Here is a 21752-nt window from a genome sequence, read left to right on the forward strand (position 1 = left end):
TGCTCGTGTAGGAGCGAACTTGTTCGCGAAGAACGTCATAACACCGCGTTTATCCAGACTGTACGCGTTATCGTTGACGTCCTTCGCGAGCGAGCTCGCTCCTACCTATAGGTCCAGCATAGTTCTTACTTGATGGTCAGGGCTTCCAGCTTGCCACTGTTGCCATACACATAAATCGTGTCGCCCACCACCAGCGGACGAGCACGCAGGCCGTCGCTGTCGATGCGTTCACGGCCGACGAAACGGCCATCCACCTGGCTCAGCAGGTGCAGGTAGCCTTCCATGTCACCGACTGCAACGTAGCTGGAGAACACTTCCGGTGCCGACAGTTGACGGCGGGCCAGCGAGTCGTTGCTCCACAATGCAGTGGTGGAACGCTCGTCGACACCTTCAACGGTACCCGAAGACAGGCTCACGTAAACGCTGCCAAAGCCTTGAGCGACGCCTGCATAGCTGGAAGCATCACGCTGCCAGAGCGGACGACCGCTTTCCAGGTCCAGAGCCGCAACGCGACCTTGATAGCTGGCCACATACAGGGTGCCACCGGACAACAGCAGGCCGCCGTCGATGTCGACCACACGTTCGAGCTCCGAACGTCCTTGCGGAATCGCGATGCGTTGCTCCCAGATCGGCACACCGTTGCGAATATCAAGAGCAACGACTTTACCCGTCGACAAGCCGGCAATCGCCAGGCGATTGGTGACGATCGGCGCACTGGTGCCACGCAGGGTCAGGACCGCCGGGGTACTGTCGTAGAGCCAGCGTTGATTACCGGTAGCAGCGTCGAGGCCGATCAGACGGTCATCCTGAGTCTGGACCACAACCACATCACCGTTGGTGGCAGGCGGTGCGAGGACTTCACTGGTCACGCGAGCGCGCCATTTCTCTTCACCGGTGCTGGAATCCAGCGCTACCACCTGGCCTTTGAGCGTACCGATCAGGACCAGACCATAACCAACGCCAACGGCGCCGGAAACACGCAGATCAAGATTTTTCTTCCATTTGACGTCGCCATTGCTTCGATCCAGCGCCATCACCACGCCAGTTACATCGCCAGCATAGAGGGTGTCGCCGTCGATAGCCGGCACCAACATGTTGTAGGTATCGCCCTGGCCATTACCGATCGAACGGCTCCACTGCTTTTGCAGAACAACTTCTTCTTTGAAGTTGACCAGTTCAGCCGGTGGCAGTTCTTTTTTGCTGTTGCTGCTGCAACCCGCGGCCAGAATGGCCAGAGCCAGCAATGCTGCATGTTTCCAACGGATCACGTCACGCATCCCCTTTGGCCAGGTCGTCCAGCTTGATTTGTAAGCCATCGACCGCTGCTTCATCAGACAGCGCAGCCTTGGCCTTTTGATACGCAGCATGGGCTTCGTCGGTACGACCCAATTGGACCAGCAGGTCACCCTTGAGCTCTTCACGAGTGGCCAGGAATGCCTTGTCAGCATCGCCTTCGAGCAGCTTCAGCGCTTCGTCAGGCTTGTTCTGTGCTGCCAGCACCTGAGCCAGACGCTGACGCGCGATTTCGCCCAGGGCCGGGTTGGCCGGTTTGTCGGCGACAGCTTTGAGCTCGCTCGCCGCGTCGTCCAGCTTGCCGGTATCGACCGCGACTTTCGCCACGAACAGGCTGCCGTATTGCGCGTAGGCAGTGCCCGCGAACTCGCTGTTGAGCTTGCCGGCCAGATCCGCAACACGGGCCGCATCCGGCTTGCCATCAGGGGTCAGCGTGGTTTCCAGCAATTGCTGGTAGAGCATCGAGGCACCTTGCGACTGGTTGCTCTGATACTTATGAAACGCCTGCCAGCCGAACACGATGACCAGCGCCAACAGGCCGCCGGTCACTAGAGGTTTGCCGTTACGCTGCCACCAGTCTTTGAATTCCGCCAGATGTTCGTCTTCGGTACTCGACACCCCAATACTCCTTATTCGCTAAATCGGCTGTTTGACAGCTTCAACCCTGCACGACGCAGGTGGCCAGGTGAGCGGCAAGCGCATCCCAGGCAATGCTTTGTTGTTCGCCCTGGCCACGCAAGGGTTTGAAACCGACCACTTGCTGGGCCATTTCGTCGTCACCGAGGATCAATGCATACAGCGCACCGCTCTTGTCGGCCTTCTTGAACTGGCTTTTGAAGCTACCGGCGCCGGCGTTGATCTGCAGACGCAGGTTTGGCAATTGATCACGTACCCGCTCGCTCAATGCCAGCGCTGCGAGTTCAGCAGCTTCACCGAAGGCGCAAAGGTAGACATCAACCTGACGGGAGATTTCTTCCGGGATCTGCTCCAGGGTTTCGAGCAGCAGCACCAGACGCTCGATGCCCATGGCGAAACCAACGCCCGGGGTCGGCTTGCCGCCCATCTGCTCGACCAGACCGTCGTAACGGCCGCCCGCGCAGACAGTGCCCTGGGCACCGAGCTTGTCGGTGACCCATTCGAATACGGTTTTGCTGTAGTAATCCAGCCCGCGTACCAGCTTCGGGTTGATCACATAAGGAATGCCGGCAGCGTCCAGACGCGCCTTCAGGCCCGCGAAGTGAGTGCGGGACTCTTCGTCGAGGTAGTCAGCCATCTTCGGTGCATCGAGCAGTGCCGCCTGGGTATCGGCGTTCTTGGTATCCAGCACTCGCAGCGGGTTGGTTTTCAGACGGCGCTGGCTGTCTTCGTCCAGCTGGTCCAGACGTGCCGTCAGGTACTCGACCAGTGCTTCGCGGTAACGACCGCGAGATTCGCTGGTGCCCAGGCTGTTGAGTTCGAGCTTGACCGCGTCACGGATGCCCAGCTCGCCCCACAGGCGCCAGGTCAGCACGATCAGTTCGGCGTCGATGTCCGGACCATCAAGGTTGAAGACCTCGCAACCAATCTGGTGGAACTGGCGATAACGGCCTTTCTGCGGACGCTCGTGGCGGAACATCGGGCCGATGTACCAGAGTTTCTGCACCTGGCCACCGCCGGTGATGCCGTGCTCAAGCACAGCACGCACGCAGGCCGCTGTGCCTTCAGGGCGCAGGGTCAGAGAGTCGCCGTTGCGGTCGTCGAAGGTGTACATCTCTTTTTCGACGATGTCGGTCACTTCACCGATGGAGCGCTTGAACAGCTCGGTGAATTCAACGATCGGCATGCGGATCTGCTTGTAACCGTAGTTATCCAGCAGACGCGAGACGGTACCTTCGAAATGACGCCACAGGGGGGTCTGCTCGGGCAGGATGTCGTTCATGCCACGAATGGCTTGCAGAGACTTGCTCACTATAAATCCTTAAATTCGTTCGATCAGCCGCGGGCGATCAGCGCCGCGTCGGCTTCGACCTTTTCGGCCGCCTTCTGGCGGATCAGCCGTTCCAGCTCATCCACCAGATTGTCATTCGTCAATTTCTGCGCTGGCTTGCCGTCGATATAGATCAGGTTCGGTGTACCACCGGTCAGGCCGATGTGAGCCTCTTTGGCTTCGCCCGGACCGTTCACTACACAACCGATGACCGCAACATCCAGTGGCACCAGCAAGTCTTCAAGGCGCACTTCCAGTTCATTCATGGTTTTCACCACATCGAAGTTCTGCCGCGAACAGCTTGGGCAGGCGATGAAGTTGATACCACGGGACCGCAGGTGCAGGGATTTGAGAATGTCGTAGCCGACTTTCACTTCCTCTACCGGGTCGGCCGCCAACGAGATGCGAATAGTATCGCCAATCCCGTCGGCCAGCAGCATACCGAGGCCCACGGCAGATTTCACTGTGCCTGAACGCAAACCACCGGCTTCGGTGATACCCAGGTGCAGGGGTTGAATGATTTCCTTGGCCAGCAGGCGATAAGCCTCGACGGCCATGAACACATCGGAGGCTTTTACGCTGACTTTGAAATCCTTGTAGTTCAAGCGCTCAAGGTGCTCGACATGACGCAATGCAGACTCGACCAGCGCAGCAGGGGTCGGCTCGCCGTATTTCTTTTGCAGGTCTTTTTCCAGCGAGCCGGCGTTGACGCCGATACGGATCGGGATCCCGCGATCACGGGCGGCATCGACCACGGCACGCACACGGTCTTCACGACCAATGTTGCCCGGGTTGATTCGCAGGCAGTCGACACCGAGTTCGGCCACGCGCAGTGCAATCTTGTAGTCGAAGTGGATATCGGCGACCAAAGGCACTTTGACCAATTGCTTGATCCGGCCAAAGGCTTCGGCGGCGTCCATATCCGGCACGGAAATGCGCACGATATCGACGCCGGCAGCTTCCAGGCGATTGATCTGGGCTACGGTCGCTGCGACATCATTGGTGTCACTGTTGGTCATGCTCTGCACCGCGATGGGCGCATCGCCGCCCACGGGTACGGAGCCAACCCAGATTTTGCGGGACTCGCGACGTTTGATTGGAGATTCGCCGTGCATGACTTATTGACCTAACTTCAGGCGAGCAGTCTCGCCACTGGTGAACGGAGCGATATCGACCGCCTGGCCGTTGTAGCTGACCTGCGCCCCACGGGCATAGCCCAGACGCACGGAAAACGGTGGTTTACCGCTGACCTCGGCGGTCGAGCCTTTGCGCTTGAGACCGCTCAACAGCACTTTGCCGGTGCCGTCGGTAACCTGAGCCCAGCAATCGGAGGTAAATTGCAGCCGAACCTGACCGGTACCAGCAACTGGCGCCGTCGCGGCAGGCGCAGGCGCAGGCGCTGCAGGAACTACCGGTTTAGTCACAGGTGCAGCAGGAGCTGGCGTCGCAACAACCGGAACAGGTGCGGTGTGAGTTGCAGCGGTCGGTACGCTTGGCGCCACGACGACTGGAGCGCCTGGAGCCGGTGCAGCCGCATTGGCCTGGACTTCAGCCGGCGGCTGGCCCTCAGGCAAAGCGAGACTGGTCGAAGCTTCGGTTTGAGCTTCGACTACCGCTTGATCTTCCGGCTCGTCGAGCGGGTGAATCTGCGTGGTGCCATCGGCCCCTTCGACTTCGACGTGTTCCGGGGTGATTGCAATCAGGTCCTTGGTGCGCAAGGAGGTCTGATCCTGCCACCAGACAAAGCCGCCGCCGATCACGGCAATCAGCAACAGCAGGCTGACGATACGCAAAATGGTGTGGGAAACCCGTACAGGTTCTTCGATGCGACCCAGGCTGTGCACGCTGCTGCCTTGGGCGTCGGTACCGGAGTATTGGTCGAATTGCTGGACCAATACGGCCTGGTCCATGCCCAGCAACTTGGCGTAGGCACGAATATAGCCACGGGCAAAGGTATGCCCTGGCAACTTGTCGAAAGCACCCGTTTCCAGATTGCTCAATGAGCCTACGGTAAGGTTGAGCTTCAGAGCCACTTCCGCCAGCGACCAACCATTGCTTTCGCGGGCCTGACGCAAGGTCTCACCTGGGTTTACGCGAGTCGCTGCTACAACTTCGGGATGCGCCGCTTTCATCATTGCTCCGACAGGTATTGCTGATATTCCGGCGTACCGGGATAGAGTCGTTTTAATTGCAGGCCTGCACTTGCGGCCTTGTCGCGATCTTCGAACACTTTTGCCAGCCGAACGCCGAGCAATAGACTACGTGCATTTTGCTCGGCCAGCAGGCTAAAACGATCGTAGTAACCACGCGCGGGCACATAATGCCTGTCTTCGAATGACAACTCAGCCATTTCCAGCAATGCGCGGGGTTGTTGGCGGTTCAAACGCAGGGCTTTTTCCAGTTGCTGCCTGGCCAGATCACGCTGACCGAGCATTGAAGCAGTCATACCCAGGTTCTCGAAAACCCGCGAACGCTCAGGATAAAGCGTATCGGCAGCGGCTTGTTCGAAGCGCTGGTAAGCGTCTTCATAACGCTTTTCTTCAAAGAGAAAGCTGCCGTAATTGTTCAGGATACGCGCATCAGCGGGACGCGAGGACAATGCCTTGCGAAAATGCTGGTCAGCGAGTTCAGGCTCCATCTCGGCCTGGAACACCAGCCCCAGGGCCGCGTTCGCATCGGCGTCCGAGCCATCCAGATCCAGGGCTTTCTTCAACGGAGCTTTCGCTCGCTCGATCATCCCCTGCTGCAGATACCCAAGACCCAGCTGCACGTATGCCGCACGCGCCTCGTCCCGCCCCTTGCTCGTTTTCATCGGGCTGAAATCACCCGATGAAACACAACCAGCCGACAGACTGGCGAAAAGCACAAGCAGCGCGACGCGCAGAGACATAGAGATCCTCTCTTAAGTACGATTCGTAGCGCTTTGCGGCATATCAGACTCAGCGTTCAACTCACGCACAGCGATATAACGCTCGCTACGACGGGTGCGATCCAGCACCTGTCCTACCAACTGGCCACACGCGGCGTCGATGTCTTCGCCACGGGTGGTGCGCACGGTGACATTGAAGCCAGCGTGATGAAGTTGATCCTGGAAACGACGGATGGCGTTGTTGCTCGGCCGCTCGTAACCGGAATGGGGGAACGGGTTGAACGGGATCAGGTTGATCTTGCAAGGCGTGTCCTTGAGCAACTCGATCATTTCAACCGCATGCTCGACCTTGTCATTGATGTCCTTGAGCAAGGTGTACTCGATGGTCAGCACGCGCTTTTCGCCCAGGGACGACATGTAGCGGCGGCAGGACTCGAGGAGCATTTTCAGCGGATACTTCTTGTTGATCGGTACCAACTGGTTACGCAGCGCATCGTTCGGTGCGTGCAGGGACAACGCCAGGGAAACGTCGATGTGCTTGGACAGCTCATCGATCATCGGCACCACGCCCGAGGTCGACAGGGTCACACGGCGCTTGGAGATGCCGTAACCCAGGTCGTCCATCATCAGGTGCATGGCGGCAACGACGTTGTCGAAGTTCAGCAGCGGCTCACCCATGCCCATCATCACCACGTTGGTGATGGCACGGTCGGCGGTTGCCGGGATGCTGCCGAACGATTTATTGGCAATCCACACCTGGCCGATGACTTCGGCGGCGGTGAGGTTGCTGTTGAAACCTTGCTTGCCGGTGGAGCAGAAACTGCAATCCAGGGCACAGCCTGCCTGGGACGAAACGCACAGAGTGCCGCGTTTGCCCTGGGGAATGTACACGGTCTCGACGCAGCTGCCGGACGCCACGCGCACCACCCACTTACGGGTGCCGTCGCTGGAGATGTCCTCGCTGACCACTTCGGGGCCGCGAACTTCGGCAATAGCCTTGAGCTTGTCGCGCAAGGCCTTGCTGACGTTCGTCATGGCGTCGAAATCATCGACGCCAAGGTGGTGAATCCACTTCATTACCTGACCGGCACGGAAACGCTTCTCCCCGATTGAGTCGAAGAATTTTTCCATTTCCAGCTGAGTCAGACCCAGCAGGTTAGTTTTTGCAGTCGATGTAGTCATGGATTCACCTTCACTCATAAGCCAATGCTTAGCGAGTGGTTACTTCAGTAGCTGCGAAAAAGTACGAGATTTCGCGAGCGGCAGCGGCTTCGGAGTCCGAACCGTGCACCGCGTTGGCGTCGATGGAATCAGCGAAGTCGGCGCGGATGGTGCCGGCAGCAGCTTCTTTAGGGTTGGTAGCGCCCATCAGCTCACGGTTCAGAGCGATAGCGTTTTCGCCTTCCAGAACCTGAACGACAACCGGACCGGAGATCATGAAAGCAACCAGGTCGCCGAAGAAACCACGAGCGCTGTGCTCAGCGTAGAAGCCTTCAGCTTCAGCTTTGGACAGTTGCTTCATTTTCGAAGCTACAACGCGCAGGCCAGCTTTTTCGAAACGGGTGATGATCTCGCCAGTCACGTTTTTTGCAACTGCGTCAGGCTTGATGATGGAGAAAGTACGTTGAACAGCCATGGTGTAACTCCAGAAACGGTAATTTGCGAAAAATTAAACCCGCGAATTATACGCGGGTTTAGAGGGATTGCCTAACTGCGTAGGGTACGTTCAGTCTGCTTCTTCGATCCAGGCAGCCTGAATGGCCTCGAGCACTTTCTCGCCGCCATGCTTGGGATCGTCACTGAAATCCGGCAATTCCAGAACCCAGCGGTGCAGATCGACGAAGTTGACCGAAAGCGGATCAACATCCGGCTTGCTCTCAGCCAGCTGGATCGCGATTTCCAGTACATCAACCCATTTAAGACTCATGACGGTTCCTTGAATCAGTGCGGCGCTTCGGCTGCATGGTTAAGCGAGTATTTCGGAATTTCGACAGTCAGGTCTTCAGTCCCGACGATTGCCTGGCAGGTCAGACGCGACTGCGCTTCCAGACCCCAGGCCCGATCAAGATAGTCCTCTTCCAGCTCATCGGCCTCTTCCAGCGAGTCAAAACCTTCGCGGATGATGCAGTGACAGGTGGTGCAGGCACAGACGCCGCCGCAGGCGCTCTCGATCTCGATATGGTTGTCATGGGCCACTTCGAGGATGGACTTGCCGGTCTCAGCCTCTACAACCAAACCGTCCGGGCAATGCTCGGCGTGTGGCAGAAAAATGATCTGCGGCATCAGTTATTCCTCGATTTCATTCAGGTTGCGCCCCGCCAGAGCGGCTTTCACCGTCGAATCCAGGCGGCGGGCAGCAAAGGCATCGGTCACTTGCGACAGACGCTTGGTCTGCTGCTCGATGGCATAGCCATCGGTGCCTTGCATCAATTCAGTCAATTCTTGCATCTGCAATTCGATAACCATGCGCTCTTCGGCATCGAGCAGGCGCTCGCCGTCGACATCGAGGGCGCCCTGCACCGCTTCGATCAGGCGCTGGGCATCGACTTGCTGCTCACGCAGCACCCGGGCGACCTTATCGTCGTTGGCGTACTGGAACGAATCCTTGAGCATCCGGGCGATTTCGCCGTCGGTCAGGCCGTAGGACGGCTTGACCTGGATACTGGCTTCAACGCCCGAACCCAATTCACGGGCCGCAACGCTGAGCAAGCCGTCGGCATCGACCTGGAAGGTCACACGAATTTTCGCTGCGCCAGCGACCATGGCCGGAATGCCGCGCAATTCAAAACGCGCCAGGGAGCGGCAATCGCTGATCAGCTCGCGCTCACCCTGCAACACATGAATCATCATGGCCGACTGGCCATCTTTGTACGTCGTGAAGTCCTGAGCCCGCGCGACAGGGATGGTGGTGTTGCGTGGAATCACCTTCTCCATCAACCCGCCCATGGTTTCCAGCCCCAGGGACAGCGGAATCACATCAAGCAGCAACAGTTCGTCGCCATCACGCTTGTTGCCGGCCAGGGTATCGGCCTGGATCGCGGCGCCAATGGCCACTACTTGATCCGGATCGATCTCGGTCAACGGCTGACGAGCAAACATCTCGGCCACCGCATCACGAATACGCGGAACACGGGTAGAACCACCAACCATGACTACGGCCTGAACATCTTCCAGCTCAATACCCGAATCGCGAACAGCGCGTCGGCAAGCTTTCAGGCTCTGCGCAACCATCGGCTCGATCAGCGCATCGAACGCCTGACGGCTCAATTCGGCACGCCAGTCGCCGTAGACGACTTCGACCGAATCAGATTCCGTCAGCTTTTCCTTGGCGGCACAAGCGGTTTGCAACAGGTTGCGCTGAGCACCTGGATCGAGGTCGGCGGACAAGCCGGCCTGCCCGATAATCCAGCCGGCGATCGCGTGATCGAAGTCATCGCCACCCAGGGCGCTGTCGCCGCCAGTGGCCAGCACTTCGAAAACACCGCCAGTCAGACGCAAAATCGAAATATCGAAGGTACCGCCGCCCAGGTCATAGATCGCAACGACGCCTTCGGCGTGTTGATCCAGACCATAAGCCACCGCCGCAGCGGTAGGCTCGTTGAGCAGACGCAGAACATTCAGACCGGCCAGTTTGGCCGCATCCTTGGTTGCCTGACGCTGGGCATCGTCGAAATAGGCCGGAACGGTAATCACCGCGCCCACCAGCTCGCCGCCCAGAGCCAATTCGGCACGCTGACGCAGTACCTTGAGGATATCGGCGGAGACTTCGACCGGGCTTTTCGGCCCTTGCACCGTGTCGATGAACGGCATATGCGATTCGCCATCGACAAAGCGGTACGGCAATTGTTCGCCCAACAGCTTGACGTCGGACAGACCACGACCCATCAAGCGCTTGACCGACAACACGGTATTGAACGGGTCACTTGCAGCAGCCAGTTTGGCCGCCATGCCCACTTCAATGCGATCGGCGTGATAGCGAACGGCAGACGGCATTATTACCTGCCCGTCAGCGTCGGCCAGAGGTTCGGAAAGACCACTGCGCAATGCAGCGACCAGCGAATTGGTAGTGCCCAAGTCGATACCCACAGCCAGACGACGCTGGTGCGGTTGGGGACTTTGGCCGGGTTCGGCGATCTGCAGTAGGGCCATGCTTATCTGGACTTATCTGTATATCAGGCGTGCGACCGAGGCGGCACTGGGTTAATCGTCGAGGCGCTCTTCTAACTGGCGCACTTCGTAGGTGAGCTTGTCGAGGAATTGCATGCGCCGCATCAGGCGTTCGGCCTGTTCACGCTGCACTGCAACATTCCAGCAAGCCGCGAAGCTTTCGTTCAGTTCATCCTGAGCAACTTTCAAGCGACGCTTGAATACCGCAATCCCGGCCAGATCGGCACTGTCTTGCAGATCTTCGAGCTCTTCGCGCCATTGCATCTGCTGCAGAAGAAACTCGGGATCATGCACCGTGACCTCCAGCGGTAGCTCACGACCACCCATGGCGAGCAGGTATCGCGCGCGTTTCGGGGGACTCTTGAGCGTCTGGTAAGCCTCGTTGAGGCTCGCGGATTGCTCTAGCGCCAGCCGTTGCTCACGCTCGGAAGCGTCAGCGAAGCGGTCCGGATGAACGCCACGCGCCAACTCACGGTAGCGCGCAGCCAACTGGTCGAGATCCAGACGGAAACTCGGCTGCAGTTCAAATAAAGCGAAATGACAAAGAGTACCCACGACCAGCCTCAGATGTTGAAGCTTTCGCCGCAGCCACATTCACCGCGCACGTTGGGGTTATTGAACTTGAAGCCTTCGTTCAATCCTTCCTTGACGAAATCGAGCTCGGTGCCGTCCAGGTAAACCAGGCTTTTCGCGTCGATGATCACTTTAACGCCGTGACTTTCGAATACCTGATCTTCGGCGTCCGCCTTATCGACAAACTCCAGCACATAGGCAAGGCCGGAACAGCCCGTGGTGCGAACACCCAGACGAATCCCATCACCCTTGCCGCGCCCTTCAAGGGAGCGTCGTACGTGTTGAGCAGCCGCTTCTGTCATGCTGATAGCCATCGGGACTCCTTACTTGATACCAGGATCTTTGAAAACTGATCCCCGGAAAAAACTCAGATCAAGCCTTTCTTCTGCTTGTAATCGCGAACGGCAGCCTTGATGGCGTCTTCAGCGAGTACGGAGCAGTGAATTTTTACCGGCGGCAACGCCAGCTCTTCAGCCAGCTGAGTGTTCTTGATGGTCTCTGCTTCGTCCAGAGTCTTGCCTTTCATCCACTCGGTCGCCAGGGAGCTTGAGGCAATGGCCGAACCGCAACCATAAGTCTTGAACTTGGCGTCTTCGATGATGCCTTGTTCGTTGACCTTGATTTGCAGGCGCATTACGTCGCCGCATGCTGGAGCGCCAACCATGCCGGTGCCGACATCAGGATCTTCTGCGTCCATCTTGCCGACGTTGCGCGGGTTTTCGTAGTGGTCGATGACCTTTTCGCTGTAAGCCATGATTCTTAATCCTCACTCATCAGAGAGTCGCTCTTGAGGCTCTGTAAAAACGCGGTATTCGACAGGTTTACAGAGCCCGTTTGCGGCGACTTATATTCAGTGTGCCGCCCACTCGATTTTCGAAATGTCGACGCCATCTTTGTACATGTCCCACAGCGGCGACAGAGCGCGCAACTTGGTAACGGCCTCGCAAACTTTCTTCGCGGCGTAGTCGATTTCTTCTTCGGTGGTGAAACGGCCGAAGGTGAAACGGATCGAGCTGTGCGCCAGTTCGTCGTTGCGGCCCAGGGCGCGCAGAACGTACGAAGGCTCGAGGGACGCCGAGGTGCAGGCCGAACCGGAGGAAACTGCCAGATCCTTGAGTGCCATGATCAGCGACTCGCCTTCAACGTAGTTGAAGCTCAGGTTCAGGTTGTGCGGTACACGGGAAGTCATGCTGCCATTGATGTACAGCTCTTCCAGCTCTTCGACCTGCTTGAAGAAACGGTCGCTCAGGGCTTTGATTCGTACGTTTTCGGCAGCCATGTCTTCCTTGGCTACGCGGAACGCTTCGCCCATGCCAACAATCTGGTGAGTCGCCAGAGTGCCGGAACGCATGCCACGCTCGTGACCGCCCCCGTGCATGGTCGCTTCGATGCGAACACGCGGCTTGCGGCTCACGTACAGTGCGCCAATGCCTTTAGGGCCGTAGGTTTTGTGGGCAGAGAAGGACATCAGGTCGACTTTAAGCTTCGACAGGTCGATCTCGACCTTGCCGGTGGACTGCGCAGCGTCGACGTGGAACAGGATCCCTTTGGAACGGGTCAGTTCGCCGATGGCTGCGATGTCGTTGATGGTGCCAATTTCGTTGTTCACGTGCATGACCGACACCAGGATGGTGTCCTCACGCAGTGCAGCTTCAACCATTTCCGGAGTCACCAGACCATCTTCACGAGGCTCGATGTAGGTCACTTCGAAACCTTCACGCTCCAGTTGGCGCATGGTGTCGAGGACAGCCTTGTGTTCGATCTTGGTGGTGATCAGGTGCTTGCCTTTAGTGGCATAGAAATGCGCGACACCCTTGATTGCCAGGTTGTCGGACTCGGTGGCACCGGAGGTCCAGACGATTTCACGTGGGTCGGCGTTGACCAGGTCCGCGACCTGACGACGAGCGTTTTCCACGGACTCCTCGGCTTTCCAGCCGAATACGTGGGAACGGGACGCCGGGTTACCGAAGTTTCCGTCGACCAGCAGGCATTCACTCATCTTTTGTGCGACTCGCGGATCAACCGGGGTGGTCGCAGAGTAATCAAGATAAATCGGCAATTTCATGGACTATCTCCTAAATCAGGCTGGCTGGCGTGCCGCTAGCTCTTTGGCTGTCATTCGACGGCGGACGCTTCAATCTTGTCCAGACGTGACGCCTTGCCATTACAGCGGCGCTGGTCCTGACGCTGGGCTACTTCTTGCACCTCACGGCGAGTCACAAGGTCAGCCAAGCTGATACCGCTCAGAAATTCATGGATCTGCAGGCTCAGATCGCACCACAAGTGGTGGGTCAGACAGGTGTCGCCGGAATGGCAATCGCCCTGCCCCTGGCAACGGGTTGCATCGACCGATTCGTTCACCGCATCGATCACCTGAGCGACCTGGATCCCCTGCATGTCGCGGGACAGCTGATAGCCACCACCGGGACCACGAACACTGGACACCAGATTGCTACGGCGCAATTTGGCGAAGAGTTGCTCGAGGTAGGACAGGGAGATGCCTTGGCGCTCGGAGATATCGGCCAGGGACACCGGCCCGTTTTGCGCGTGCAACGCCAGGTCAAGCATGGCGGTTACGGCGTATCGGCCTTTTGTAGTCAGTCTCATGGACAGGTACCGCGGAGGTTCGGAATGGAGGCGAGTATGCAATTCCCGAGTATTCAAGTCAACTATAAGACCTAGTGAATTACTCGGGTTTACCCGCAAAAATAGCGCGCGAATGATAGCAAAGCCCGCAGCATAATGGCACGCCAGCGACACGCGGCATTTACCTGTAGCAGCTGGCGAAGCCTGCTGCTACAGAAAACCATGTGGTCAACTGGCCTTGCTTTCATCCTTGTTTTTTACACAGGCGAAGTCTTCTTCGCGCAGTTCGGGCAAGTCTTTGGCGCAGTAATTACTGCCCAGATCCTTGAGCGCACCACACATGCCTTCGAGACGACCGTCTACGGCCTGCAGGTGGTCGAGCAACTGACCAATGGCCCGCGCAATCGGGTCCGGCATGTCTTCGCTGACGCCATAAGCATCGAAGCCGAGTTTTTCCGCCATCGCCTTGCGCTTGGCTTCCTGCTCGTCATCGGACTTCATGATGATCCGCCCCGGTATGCCGACCACCGTTGCACCGGCCGGCACCGCCTTGGTCACCACCGCATTGGAACCCACCTTGGCTCCGGCACCGACCGTGAACGGCCCGAGAACCTTGGCGCCCGCCCCTACCACTACGCCGTCTTCCAGCGTCGGGTGGCGCTTGCCTTTATTCCAGCTGGTACCGCCGAGGGTCACACCCTGGTAAAGCGTGACGTCATTGCCGATCTCGGCGGTTTCGCCGATCACAATGCCCATGCCGTGGTCGATAAAGAAGCGCCGACCGACCCTGGCCCCCGGATGGATCTCGATCCCGGTCAACCAGCGACCGAAATTCGACACTACCCGCGCCAGCCACTTCCAGCCCATCCCCCACAACGCCGATGCCAGGCGGTGAATCCAGATCGCATGCATACCGGGATAGCAGGTCAGCACCTCAAACGCATTACGCGCCGCCGGGTCACGGTGGAAAACGCTCTGGATATCTTCACGCAAACGCTCGAACATCATTAATCCTTCCGCTTAAGAAGCTCACCACGGGCCGCTTTTTGGGTTTCCGTGAGGATGCCACGCAAAATATTCATTTCCGCCCGACTGACCGAGCTTCGTCCGTACAACCGACGCAGGCGCGCCATCAAGTGTCGCGGTTTTTCAGGATCGAGGAACTCAATGGCCACCAGGGTCTGCTCCAGGTGCTCATAGAATCGCTCCAACTCATCCATGGTCGCCAACTCGCCACTTTTGGTCGACGCCACTTCTTCCTTCGCGACCTTGCTCGGCTGGCCTTGCGCCGCCAGCCAGGACATGCGCACTTCATAGCTCAGCACCTGCACCGCCGCCCCCAGGTTCAGCGAGCTGAACTCAGGGTCCGATGGGATATGCACGTGATAATGACATCGCTGCAGCTCTTCGTTGGTCAGGCCGGAATCCTCACGACCGAACACCAGAGCAATCTCGGCGCCCTGCGCCGCTTCTTCGACCACCTTCACACCAGACTCGCGCGGATCGAGCAGCGGCCAGGGAATGCGGCGATCACGGGCGCTGGTGCCGAACACCAGATTGCAGCCGACCAAGGCCTCTTCCAAGGTGGTGACGACTTGCGCATTTTCAAGGATGTCCCCGGCACCCGAGGCCCGCGCATCAGCCTCGTGGTGCGGGAACAAGCGCGGCTCGACCAGCACCAGCCGCGACAGCCCCATGTTCTTCATGGCACGCGCAGCCCCTCCGATGTTCCCCGGATGGCTGGTATTGACCAGGACGACACGAATGTTCTGCAGCAAGGGAGGTGCTCTCTGACAGGGAAATGGGGAGCAAATCTTACAGAGCATCAGAGTGTCCCGCCTCAAAAATAACTGTTCACTTTTGACGGCGCTCAATGTCGGCATGCTGCGTTGCCGCTTCTCCCCATAGCAAGCCGTGAGTCGGCGTGGCGCCTTGCCTGCCAACATTGACCACTCGTCAAAATATGAACGTATTTGCGAGGCGGGACACACCGTTAAGCTATGAAAGCGAACGTCGACCTTCATCTGTAGAAAGTTTCTGATAGAATGCCCGGCTTTCTTTAACAACCTTAGGTGACACATCCATGCAGCCCATGCTGAATATCGCGCTGCGCGCCGCCCGCAGCGCCAGTGAATTGATTTTCCGCTCCATCGAGCGCCTGGATACCATCAAGGTCGACGAAAAAGACGCCAAGGACTACGTGTCCGAAGTGGATCGCGCTGCCGAGCAGAAGATCATCGACGCGTTGCGCAAGGCTTACCCGACTCACGCCATCCTCGGCGAAGAGACCGGTATGCACGCCGGTAGCGGCGAAGGTGAAGAATACCTGTGGATCATCGACCCACTGGACGGCACCACCAACTTCCTGCGCGGTGTTCCGCACTTCGCTGTCAGCATCGCCTGCAAATACCGTGGCCGCCTGGAACACGCAGTGGTTCTGGACCCGGTTCGCCAGGAAGAATTCACCGCCAGCCGTGGTCGCGGCGCTCAGCTCAACGGTCGTCGCCTGCGTGTCAGCGGTCGCACCAGCCTTGAAGGCGCCCTGCTGGGCACGGGCTTCCCGTTCCGTGATGACCAGATGGACAACCTCGACAACTACCTGGGCATGTTCCGCAGCCTGGTTGGCCAGACCGCCGGCATTCGCCGCGCCGGTGCCGCCAGCCTCGACCTGGCCTACGTTGCCGCCGGTCGCTACGACGCGTTCTGGGAGTCAGGCCTGTCCGAGTGGGACATGGCTGCAGGCGCCCTGCTGATCCAGGAAGCTGGCGGCCTGGTGAGCGACTTCACCGGTGGTCACGACTTCCTTGAAAAAGGCCATGTTGTTGCCGGCAACACCAAATGCTTCAAGGCTGTACTGACGGCCATCCAGCCGCACCTGCCGGCTTCGCTGAAACGCTAAGCACCAGGCACAAAAAAAGCACCCTTCGGGGTGCTTTTTTTATGGCCGGGATTTGGGTATTAAACTTGCAAACCACAACCCCTGCAGGAGCGAGCTTGCTCCGGGCGGCGTTCCGACGATGGACTCAAAGGCGACGCGTTTATTCAGAAAACGCGCGTTATCGGTAACGTCCATCGCGAGCAAGCTCGCTCCTACATTATTAGATCCCGAGCATTAGATCCCCAGCGCATTCGCTTACTGGGCTGGCTGGTTCTGACCGAGAATCAGCTGACCGTCTTTGTTGACCGGGATCTGGTTGCCTGGATCACGATCCATACGCACCTTGCCTTCCTTGCCATTCAACGAATACCTCACGTCATAACCTACGACCTTGTCGCTGATGTCATTGACCGTGTTGCAGCGGGTCTGAGTCGTGGTGTAGGTGTCCTTGTTCTGCATGTTTTCCTGGACCTTGTTGCCGGCATAACCGCCGCCAACTGCACCTGCGACGGTGGCGAGTTTCTTGCCATTACCGCCACCCACCATGTTGCCCAACAAACCACCGCCGACAGCACCGATCACCGTCCCCAGGATCTGGTGTTGATCCTTCACTGGCGCCTGCCGGGTCACGGCGACATCCCTGCAAACCTCACGTGGAGTCTTGATCTGTTGTTTGACCGGCTCAACAGCCAGCACTTGCGCATACTCAGGGCCGCTTTTAACCAGCTTATAGGTGGCAACAGCACCCCCGGCAGTAACACCGACAGCACCCAGTACCGCACCAACCAGTAACGACTTGTTCATCATGAACCTCCTGACCATCACAAGCGGGACATGCCCGCGCTTCTCCTAGCCTTGGAGCACAAAAAAAGGCGCGAGTTCAATACTCGCGCCTTTTGGATGGAGCCAGAGAGACAATTACCCTTATGGGCGGTCGTCGATTTCCTTCTCGGTATTAGCCGGAGGAATCAAATCCTCGGTGCTCAGGCTCAGCCAGATCAGCACCACGTTGGCGATGTATATCGACGAGTAAGTACCCGCCAGAACACCGATAAACAGGGCGATGGAGAAGCCGAACAGGTTGTCGCCACCAAAGAACAGCAGAGCGGTGATCGCCAGCAAGGTGGAGATCGACGTGGCCATGGTCCGCAGCAGGGTTTGCGTGGTCGAGATGTTGATGTTCTCGATCAGGCTGGCCTTGCGCAGCACACGGAAGTTCTCACGAACCCGGTCGAATACCACGATGGTGTCGTTGAGCGAGTAACCGATGATCGCCAGTACCGCCGCCAAAACCGTCAGGTCGAAGGTGACCTGGAAGAACGAGAGTATACCCACGGTCACGATCACGTCGTGGATCAGCGAGACAATGGCACCGACCGCGAACTTCCACTGAAAGCGGAAAGCCAGGTAGATCAGGATACCGCCCAGCGCCATCAGCATGCCGAGGCCGCCCTGGTCGCGCAGTTCTTCACCGACCTGCGGGCCGACGAACTCGACACGCTTGACCTGAGCCGGGTTTTCGCCGCCGACTTTCTGCAGCGCTTCAGCCACCTGGTGACCCAGTTGCGGGTCTTCGCCAGGCATGCGCACCAGCAGATCGGTGGTTGCACCGAAGTTCTGCACGATGGCTTCGTGATAACCGGCTGTAACCAGTTGCTCACGCACCTTGGTGACATCGGCCGGACGCTCGTAGGTCAGCTCGATGAGCGTACCGCCGGTGAAGTCCAGACCCCAGTTCATGCCCTTATGAAAGACACTGAACATTGCCAGTGCGGTAAGGAACAATGTGACGCCGAACGCAAAGTTGCGAACGCCCATGAAGTTGATTGTACGTAACATGGCAGCCCCTTAAATCCACAACTTCTTGAAGTCACGACCGCCGAAGATCAGGTTGACCATCGCGCGGGTCACCATGATGGCCGTGAACATCGAGGTAAAGATCCCGAGGGACATGGTCACGGCGAAACCCTTGACCGGGCCGGTGCCCATGGCAAAGAGAATCCCGCCGACCAACAGTGTTGTCAGGTTGGCGTCGAGAATCGCGGTGAATGCCCGGCCGAAGCCTTCGTTGATTGCCCGTTGCACGGTCATGCCGGCAGCGATCTCTTCACGTATCCGCGAGAAGATCAGTACGTTGGCGTCGACCGCCATACCCATGGTCAAAACGATACCGGCGATACCTGGCAGGGTCAGCGTCGCACCCAGCAAGGACATCAAGGCCAGCAGCATCACCATGTTCACCGCCAGTGCGACCGTGGCAATGACACCGAAGAAGCGGTAAATAGCCATGATGAACAGCGAAACGAACAGCATGCCCCACAGGGATGCATCGATACCTTTGGTGATGTTGTCAGCACCCAGGCTCGGACCGATAGTGCGTTCTTCAGCGAAGTACATCGGCGCCGCCAGACCACCGGCACGCAGCAACAGTGCCAGCTCGGAAGACTCGCCCTGACCGTTCAGGCCAGTGATGCGGAACTGCGCACCCAGTGGCGACTGAATGGTCGCCAGGCTGATGATCTTCTTCTCTTCCTTGAAACTCTGAACCGGCACGTCTTTCTCGACGCCGTTGACCACTTGCTTGACGTAAGTGGTGACCGGACGCTGTTCGATGAAGATCACCGCCATGCTGCGACCGACGTTGCTGCGAGTCGCACGACTCATCAGCTCGCCGCCGTGGCCATCCAGACGGATGTTCACTTCTGGTGTGCCATGCTCGCCGAAGCCCGCCTTGGCGTCAGTCACCTGGTCACCCGTGATGATCAGGCCACGCTCGATCAGCGCTGGAGGACGCTTGCCTTCACGGAACTCGAACTCCTCGGAAGTGGCTTTCGAAGCGCCAGGCTCAGCCGCCAGACGGAACTCAAGGTTAGCCGTCTTGCCGAGGATTCGCTTGGCTTCTGCAGTATCCTGCACGCCCGGCAGCTCAACCACGATACGGTTAGGCCCCTGGCGCTGAACGATAGGCTCGGCAACACCCAGCTCGTTGACGCGGTTACGTACCGTGGTCAAGTTCTGCTTGATGGAGTATTCACGGATTTCCGCCAGCTTGGCCGGGGTCATCGCCAGACGCAGCACCGGCTGACCATTGAGGTCGGCTGGAACAATGTCGAAATCTTTGAAATTCTTGCGAACCAGTGCACGGGCCTCTTCGCGGGAAGCATCATCACTGAAGCCCAGCTGAATGGCACCACCGAGTTGCGGCAGGCTGCGATAGCGCACGCGCTCTTTACGCAACAGGCTCTTGACGTCGCCTTCGTAGACTTTCAGGCGTGCATCGAGGGCTTTTTCCATGTCCACTTCCAGCAGGAAGTGCACACCACCAGACAAGTCAAGACCCAGCTTCATCGGGTGCGCGCCAAGGCTGCGCAGCCATTTTGGCGTGGTCTGTGCCAGGTTCAGTGCAACGACATAGTCATCACCCAACGCCTTGCGCACGATGTCTTTGGCTGGAAGCTGATCTTCCTGCCTGTTCAGACGCAACAGGCCGCCCTTGCCGTTCGCGGCCAGAGAAGAGGCCTTTACAGTGATCCCGGCATCGGCAAGCGCTTTGCTTACGCGATCCAGATCGGCCTGATTGACCTGCAGCGCAGTACTTGCGCCACTGACCTGAATGGCCGGATCGTCAGGATATAAATTGGGAGCGGAATAAATAGAGCCGATCGCCAGCACCGCCAGGATCAGTATGTATTTCCACAGAGGGTATTTGTTCAGCATCACGCCGCCCGCTTATGACGCGGGGCGCCTTGCGCGCCCCGTCGATTGGTAAAAGATGAAACTTAGATCGCTTTCAGCGTGCCTTTTGGCAGCGTGGCAGCGATAGCGCCTTTCTGGAACTTCAACTCTACCGAGTCGGAAACTTCGAGAACAACGAAATCATCAGCTACTTTGGTGATCTTGCCGGCGATACCGCCAGAGGTCACAACTTCGTCACCTTTTTGCAAGTTACCGAGCAGGTTCTTCTGCTCTTTGGCGCGCTTGGCTTGTGGACGCCAGATCATCAGATAGAAGATGACCAGGAAGCCGACCAGGAAAATCCACTCAAAACCGCCGCCCATCGGGCCAGCAGCGGCAGGTGCACCAGCATCCGCGAAAGCGGCAGGGATCAAAAAGCTCATACAGCACTCCAGTTGCAAAAATTGATCTTAAAACCGTCAAATATCGGCTGCGCTCGTCCATGCTGCGTTGAAAGCAGGCTCAGAATGCTCATTTACTGACGTAAACTCCGCTTTTTCGCCGGCTTTCGCCTTGTCTGAACTTCGACTGCCTAAATATTGAACAGGTTTTCGGGTCAGAAAACTTAGTCCAGAGGCGGAACAGGTAACCCGCGCTTGGCATAGAAGGCATCAACAAAGGCGGCCAATGTACCCTGTTGAATAGACTCGCGCAAACCAGCCATAAGCACCTGGTAATGGCGCAAATTGTGGATCGTATTCAACATGCTACCCAGCATTTCGCCGCACTTGTCCAGATGATGCAGGTAAGCGCGGGAGAAGTTCTGGCAGGTATAGCAATCGCAGGTCGGATCCAGCGGCGAATCATCATGACGATGGAACGCGTTGCGGATCTTCAGCACGCCAGTATCAATGAACAGATGCCCATTGCGGGCATTGCGGGTTGGCATCACGCAATCGAACATGTCCACACCGCGGCGCACACCCTCAACCAGATCTTCCGGTTTGCCAACACCCATAAGGTAACGAGGTTTGTCTGCGGGCATCAGGCCTGGCAGGTAATCCAGCACCTTGATCATTTCGTGCTTGGGCTCGCCCACCGACAAACCGCCAATGGCCAGGCCATCGAAGCCGATCTTGTCCAGGCCTTCCAGGGAGCGCATGCGCAGGTCCTGGTGCATACCGCCCTGAACGATACCGAACAGTGCAGCGGTATTGTCGGCATGGGCATTCTTCGAACGCTGAGCCCAGCGCAACGACAGCTCCATGGACACCCGAGCAACGTCTTCATCGGCCGGATACGGCGTGCATTCGTCGAAAATCATTACGATGTCCGAGCCCAGATCGCGCTGAACCTGCATCGACTCTTCCGGACCCATGAACACTTTCGCGCCATCGACCGGCGAGGCAAAGGTCACGCCCTCCTCCTTGATCTTGCGCATGGCGCCCAGGCTGAACACCTGGAAACCACCGGAGTCGGTCAGAATCGGGCCTTTCCACTGCATGAAGTCATGCAGGTCGCCGTGCTTCTTGATCACTTCAGTGCCAGGGCGCAGCCACAGGTGAAAAGTGTTGCCAAGGATGATTTCAGCACCGGTAGCGGAGATATCCCGCGGCAGCATGCCCTTGACCGTGCCATAAGTGCCGACCGGCATGAACGCTGGGGTTTCAACGGTACCGCGGGGAAAGGTCAGACGACCACGACGAGCCTTGCCATCAGTGGCGAGCAACTCAAAAGACATACGA

Annotated in this window: 24 protein-coding genes; 1 reads left to right on the forward strand and 23 read right to left on the reverse strand. The window is 58.0% G+C overall.

Annotation, left to right across the window (positions count from 1 at the left end):
* Nucleotides 1–125: 125 nt before the first annotated feature.
* The 18 genes from bamB to trmJ all read right to left on the reverse strand — a co-directional run bounded on the left by bamB (nt 126) and on the right by trmJ (nt 15232).
* Nucleotides 126–1277, reverse strand: coding sequence for an outer membrane protein assembly factor BamB (bamB, locus tag AC07O1_RS23360; RefSeq protein ID WP_495090330.1), 1152 nt, complete (start codon nt 1275–1277; stop codon nt 126–128).
* On the reverse strand, nt 1270–1911 hold the full coding sequence (locus AC07O1_RS23365) for a tetratricopeptide repeat protein (protein WP_494991934.1): 642 nt from the start codon (nt 1909–1911) through the stop codon (nt 1270–1272). Before AC07O1_RS23365 ends, bamB begins: the two co-directional genes overlap by 8 nt.
* Nucleotides 1912–1951: 40 nt before the next feature.
* Entirely contained in the window at nt 1952–3241 is a 1290-nt protein-coding gene (hisS, locus tag AC07O1_RS23370; protein ID WP_495090285.1) for a histidine--tRNA ligase, read from the reverse strand.
* Nucleotides 3242–3264: 23 nt separating this feature from the next.
* Nucleotides 3265–4374, reverse strand: a complete 1110-nt coding sequence (ispG, locus tag AC07O1_RS23375; protein WP_494991932.1) for a flavodoxin-dependent (E)-4-hydroxy-3-methylbut-2-enyl-diphosphate synthase — start codon at nt 4372–4374, stop codon at nt 3265–3267.
* Nucleotides 4375–4377: 3 nt separating this feature from the next.
* Nucleotides 4378–5391, reverse strand: a complete 1014-nt coding sequence (locus AC07O1_RS23380) for a RodZ domain-containing protein (protein WP_495090286.1) — start codon at nt 5389–5391, stop codon at nt 4378–4380.
* Nucleotides 5391–6149 carry a type IV pilus biogenesis/stability protein PilW gene (gene pilW / locus AC07O1_RS23385; RefSeq protein ID WP_495090287.1) on the reverse strand — a complete coding sequence of 253 codons (759 nt, stop codon included), beginning with the start codon at nt 6147–6149 and terminating at the stop codon, nt 5391–5393. Before pilW ends, AC07O1_RS23380 begins: the two co-directional genes overlap by 1 nt.
* Before the next feature lie 12 nt (nt 6150–6161).
* The gene (gene rlmN, locus AC07O1_RS23390; RefSeq protein ID WP_494991929.1) at nt 6162–7310 is read right to left on the reverse strand and encodes a dual-specificity RNA methyltransferase RlmN; all 1149 of its coding nucleotides are present in this window, start codon (nt 7308–7310) and stop codon (nt 6162–6164) included.
* A gap of 28 nt (nt 7311–7338) precedes the next feature.
* Complete coding sequence (gene ndk / locus AC07O1_RS23395) at nt 7339–7764, reverse strand: nucleoside-diphosphate kinase (protein ID WP_347901853.1); 426 nt, start codon at nt 7762–7764, stop codon at nt 7339–7341.
* Between the two features lie 90 nt (nt 7765–7854).
* Nucleotides 7855–8055: a Fe-S cluster assembly protein IscX gene (iscX, locus tag AC07O1_RS23400; RefSeq protein ID WP_419118411.1), complete on the reverse strand. Its 201-nt coding sequence runs from the start codon at nt 8053–8055 to the stop codon at nt 7855–7857.
* A 14-nt stretch (nt 8056–8069) separates the two neighbouring features.
* Nucleotides 8070–8411 (reverse strand): ISC system 2Fe-2S type ferredoxin, encoded by a 342-nt coding sequence (gene fdx / locus AC07O1_RS23405; protein WP_493136123.1) that lies wholly within the window; start codon nt 8409–8411, stop codon nt 8070–8072.
* A gap of 3 nt (nt 8412–8414) precedes the next feature.
* Nucleotides 8415–10277, reverse strand: a complete 1863-nt coding sequence (gene hscA / locus AC07O1_RS23410) for a Fe-S protein assembly chaperone HscA (RefSeq protein WP_495090288.1) — start codon at nt 10275–10277, stop codon at nt 8415–8417.
* 51 nt (nt 10278–10328) lie between these two features.
* Entirely contained in the window at nt 10329–10850 is a 522-nt protein-coding gene (hscB, locus tag AC07O1_RS23415; RefSeq protein ID WP_495090289.1) for a co-chaperone HscB, read from the reverse strand.
* Between the two features lie 8 nt (nt 10851–10858).
* Nucleotides 10859–11182 carry an iron-sulfur cluster assembly protein IscA gene (iscA, locus tag AC07O1_RS23420; RefSeq protein ID WP_494991925.1) on the reverse strand — a complete coding sequence of 108 codons (324 nt, stop codon included), beginning with the start codon at nt 11180–11182 and terminating at the stop codon, nt 10859–10861.
* Nucleotides 11183–11235: 53 nt separating this feature from the next.
* A complete protein-coding gene (iscU, locus tag AC07O1_RS23425; RefSeq protein WP_003443374.1) occupies nt 11236–11622 on the reverse strand; it encodes a Fe-S cluster assembly scaffold IscU in 387 nt (128 codons plus the stop codon).
* A 96-nt stretch (nt 11623–11718) separates the two neighbouring features.
* Nucleotides 11719–12933 (reverse strand): IscS subfamily cysteine desulfurase, encoded by a 1215-nt coding sequence (locus tag AC07O1_RS23430; protein WP_494991924.1) that lies wholly within the window; start codon nt 12931–12933, stop codon nt 11719–11721.
* Between the two features lie 50 nt (nt 12934–12983).
* Nucleotides 12984–13475, reverse strand: coding sequence for a Fe-S cluster assembly transcriptional regulator IscR (gene iscR, locus AC07O1_RS23435; RefSeq protein ID WP_494991923.1), 492 nt, complete (start codon nt 13473–13475; stop codon nt 12984–12986).
* A 207-nt stretch (nt 13476–13682) separates the two neighbouring features.
* Nucleotides 13683–14459, reverse strand: a complete 777-nt coding sequence (gene cysE / locus AC07O1_RS23440) for a serine O-acetyltransferase (protein ID WP_494991922.1) — start codon at nt 14457–14459, stop codon at nt 13683–13685.
* A 2-nt stretch (nt 14460–14461) separates the two neighbouring features.
* Nucleotides 14462–15232, reverse strand: a complete 771-nt coding sequence (gene trmJ, locus AC07O1_RS23445) for a tRNA (cytosine(32)/uridine(32)-2'-O)-methyltransferase TrmJ (protein ID WP_495090290.1) — start codon at nt 15230–15232, stop codon at nt 14462–14464.
* Between the two features lie 305 nt (nt 15233–15537).
* On the opposite strand from trmJ, the gene suhB reads away from it, so the two are divergent.
* Nucleotides 15538–16353 carry a type III secretion system regulator SuhB gene (gene suhB, locus AC07O1_RS23450; protein ID WP_494991920.1) on the forward strand — a complete coding sequence of 272 codons (816 nt, stop codon included), beginning with the start codon at nt 15538–15540 and terminating at the stop codon, nt 16351–16353.
* Nucleotides 16354–16587: 234 nt separating this feature from the next.
* On the opposite strand, the gene AC07O1_RS23455 is transcribed toward suhB, so the two are convergent.
* The 5 genes from AC07O1_RS23455 to tgt all read right to left on the reverse strand — a co-directional run bounded on the left by AC07O1_RS23455 (nt 16588) and on the right by tgt (nt 21748).
* The gene (locus tag AC07O1_RS23455; RefSeq protein ID WP_494991919.1) at nt 16588–17136 is read right to left on the reverse strand and encodes a glycine zipper 2TM domain-containing protein; all 549 of its coding nucleotides are present in this window, start codon (nt 17134–17136) and stop codon (nt 16588–16590) included.
* 120 nt (nt 17137–17256) lie between these two features.
* Nucleotides 17257–18171, reverse strand: coding sequence for a protein translocase subunit SecF (secF, locus tag AC07O1_RS23460; RefSeq protein WP_495090291.1), 915 nt, complete (start codon nt 18169–18171; stop codon nt 17257–17259).
* A 9-nt stretch (nt 18172–18180) separates the two neighbouring features.
* Nucleotides 18181–20049, reverse strand: a complete 1869-nt coding sequence (gene secD, locus AC07O1_RS23465) for a protein translocase subunit SecD (protein ID WP_495090292.1) — start codon at nt 20047–20049, stop codon at nt 18181–18183.
* A 62-nt stretch (nt 20050–20111) separates the two neighbouring features.
* Nucleotides 20112–20450, reverse strand: coding sequence for a preprotein translocase subunit YajC (gene yajC / locus AC07O1_RS23470; RefSeq protein ID WP_495011136.1), 339 nt, complete (start codon nt 20448–20450; stop codon nt 20112–20114).
* A gap of 182 nt (nt 20451–20632) precedes the next feature.
* Nucleotides 20633–21748, reverse strand: coding sequence for a tRNA guanosine(34) transglycosylase Tgt (tgt, locus tag AC07O1_RS23475; RefSeq protein WP_494992141.1), 1116 nt, complete (start codon nt 21746–21748; stop codon nt 20633–20635).
* Nucleotides 21749–21752 lie beyond the last annotated feature (4 nt).

This window comes from Pseudomonas sp. GW821-FHT07G10 (assembly GCF_059418545.1).

Excerpts from the sequence above, each read along its gene's own strand:
- bamB (WP_495090330.1), bottom strand. The coding sequence starts at position 1,277 with ATGCGTGACGTGATCCGTTGGAAACATGCAGCATTGCTGGCTCTGGCC.
- ispG (WP_494991932.1), bottom strand. The coding sequence starts at position 4,374 with ATGCACGGCGAATCTCCAATCAAACGTCGCGAGTCCCGCAAAATCTGG.
- AC07O1_RS23380 (WP_495090286.1), bottom strand. The coding sequence starts at position 5,391 with ATGAAAGCGGCGCATCCCGAAGTTGTAGCAGCGACTCGCGTAAACCCA.
- pilW (WP_495090287.1), bottom strand. The coding sequence starts at position 6,149 with ATGTCTCTGCGCGTCGCGCTGCTTGTGCTTTTCGCCAGTCTGTCGGCT.
- rlmN (WP_494991929.1), bottom strand. The coding sequence starts at position 7,310 with ATGACTACATCGACTGCAAAAACTAACCTGCTGGGTCTGACTCAGCTG.
- ndk (WP_347901853.1), bottom strand. The coding sequence starts at position 7,764 with ATGGCTGTTCAACGTACTTTCTCCATCATCAAGCCTGACGCAGTTGCA.
- iscX (WP_419118411.1), bottom strand. The coding sequence starts at position 8,055 with ATGAGTCTTAAATGGGTTGATGTACTGGAAATCGCGATCCAGCTGGCT.
- fdx (WP_493136123.1), bottom strand. The coding sequence starts at position 8,411 with ATGCCGCAGATCATTTTTCTGCCACACGCCGAGCATTGCCCGGACGGT.
- hscA (WP_495090288.1), bottom strand. The coding sequence starts at position 10,277 with ATGGCCCTACTGCAGATCGCCGAACCCGGCCAAAGTCCCCAACCGCAC.
- iscA (WP_494991925.1), bottom strand. The coding sequence starts at position 11,182 with ATGGCTATCAGCATGACAGAAGCGGCTGCTCAACACGTACGACGCTCC.
- iscU (WP_003443374.1), bottom strand. The coding sequence starts at position 11,622 with ATGGCTTACAGCGAAAAGGTCATCGACCACTACGAAAACCCGCGCAAC.
- AC07O1_RS23430 (WP_494991924.1), bottom strand. The coding sequence starts at position 12,933 with ATGAAATTGCCGATTTATCTTGATTACTCTGCGACCACCCCGGTTGAT.
- iscR (WP_494991923.1), bottom strand. The coding sequence starts at position 13,475 with ATGAGACTGACTACAAAAGGCCGATACGCCGTAACCGCCATGCTTGAC.
- cysE (WP_494991922.1), bottom strand. The coding sequence starts at position 14,459 with ATGTTCGAGCGTTTGCGTGAAGATATCCAGAGCGTTTTCCACCGTGAC.
- suhB (WP_494991920.1), top strand. The coding sequence starts at position 15,538 with ATGCAGCCCATGCTGAATATCGCGCTGCGCGCCGCCCGCAGCGCCAGT.
- AC07O1_RS23455 (WP_494991919.1), bottom strand. The coding sequence starts at position 17,136 with ATGAACAAGTCGTTACTGGTTGGTGCGGTACTGGGTGCTGTCGGTGTT.
- secF (WP_495090291.1), bottom strand. The coding sequence starts at position 18,171 with ATGTTACGTACAATCAACTTCATGGGCGTTCGCAACTTTGCGTTCGGC.
- secD (WP_495090292.1), bottom strand. The coding sequence starts at position 20,049 with ATGCTGAACAAATACCCTCTGTGGAAATACATACTGATCCTGGCGGTG.
- yajC (WP_495011136.1), bottom strand. The coding sequence starts at position 20,450 with ATGAGCTTTTTGATCCCTGCCGCTTTCGCGGATGCTGGTGCACCTGCC.
- tgt (WP_494992141.1), bottom strand. The coding sequence starts at position 21,748 with ATGTCTTTTGAGTTGCTCGCCACTGATGGCAAGGCTCGTCGTGGTCGT.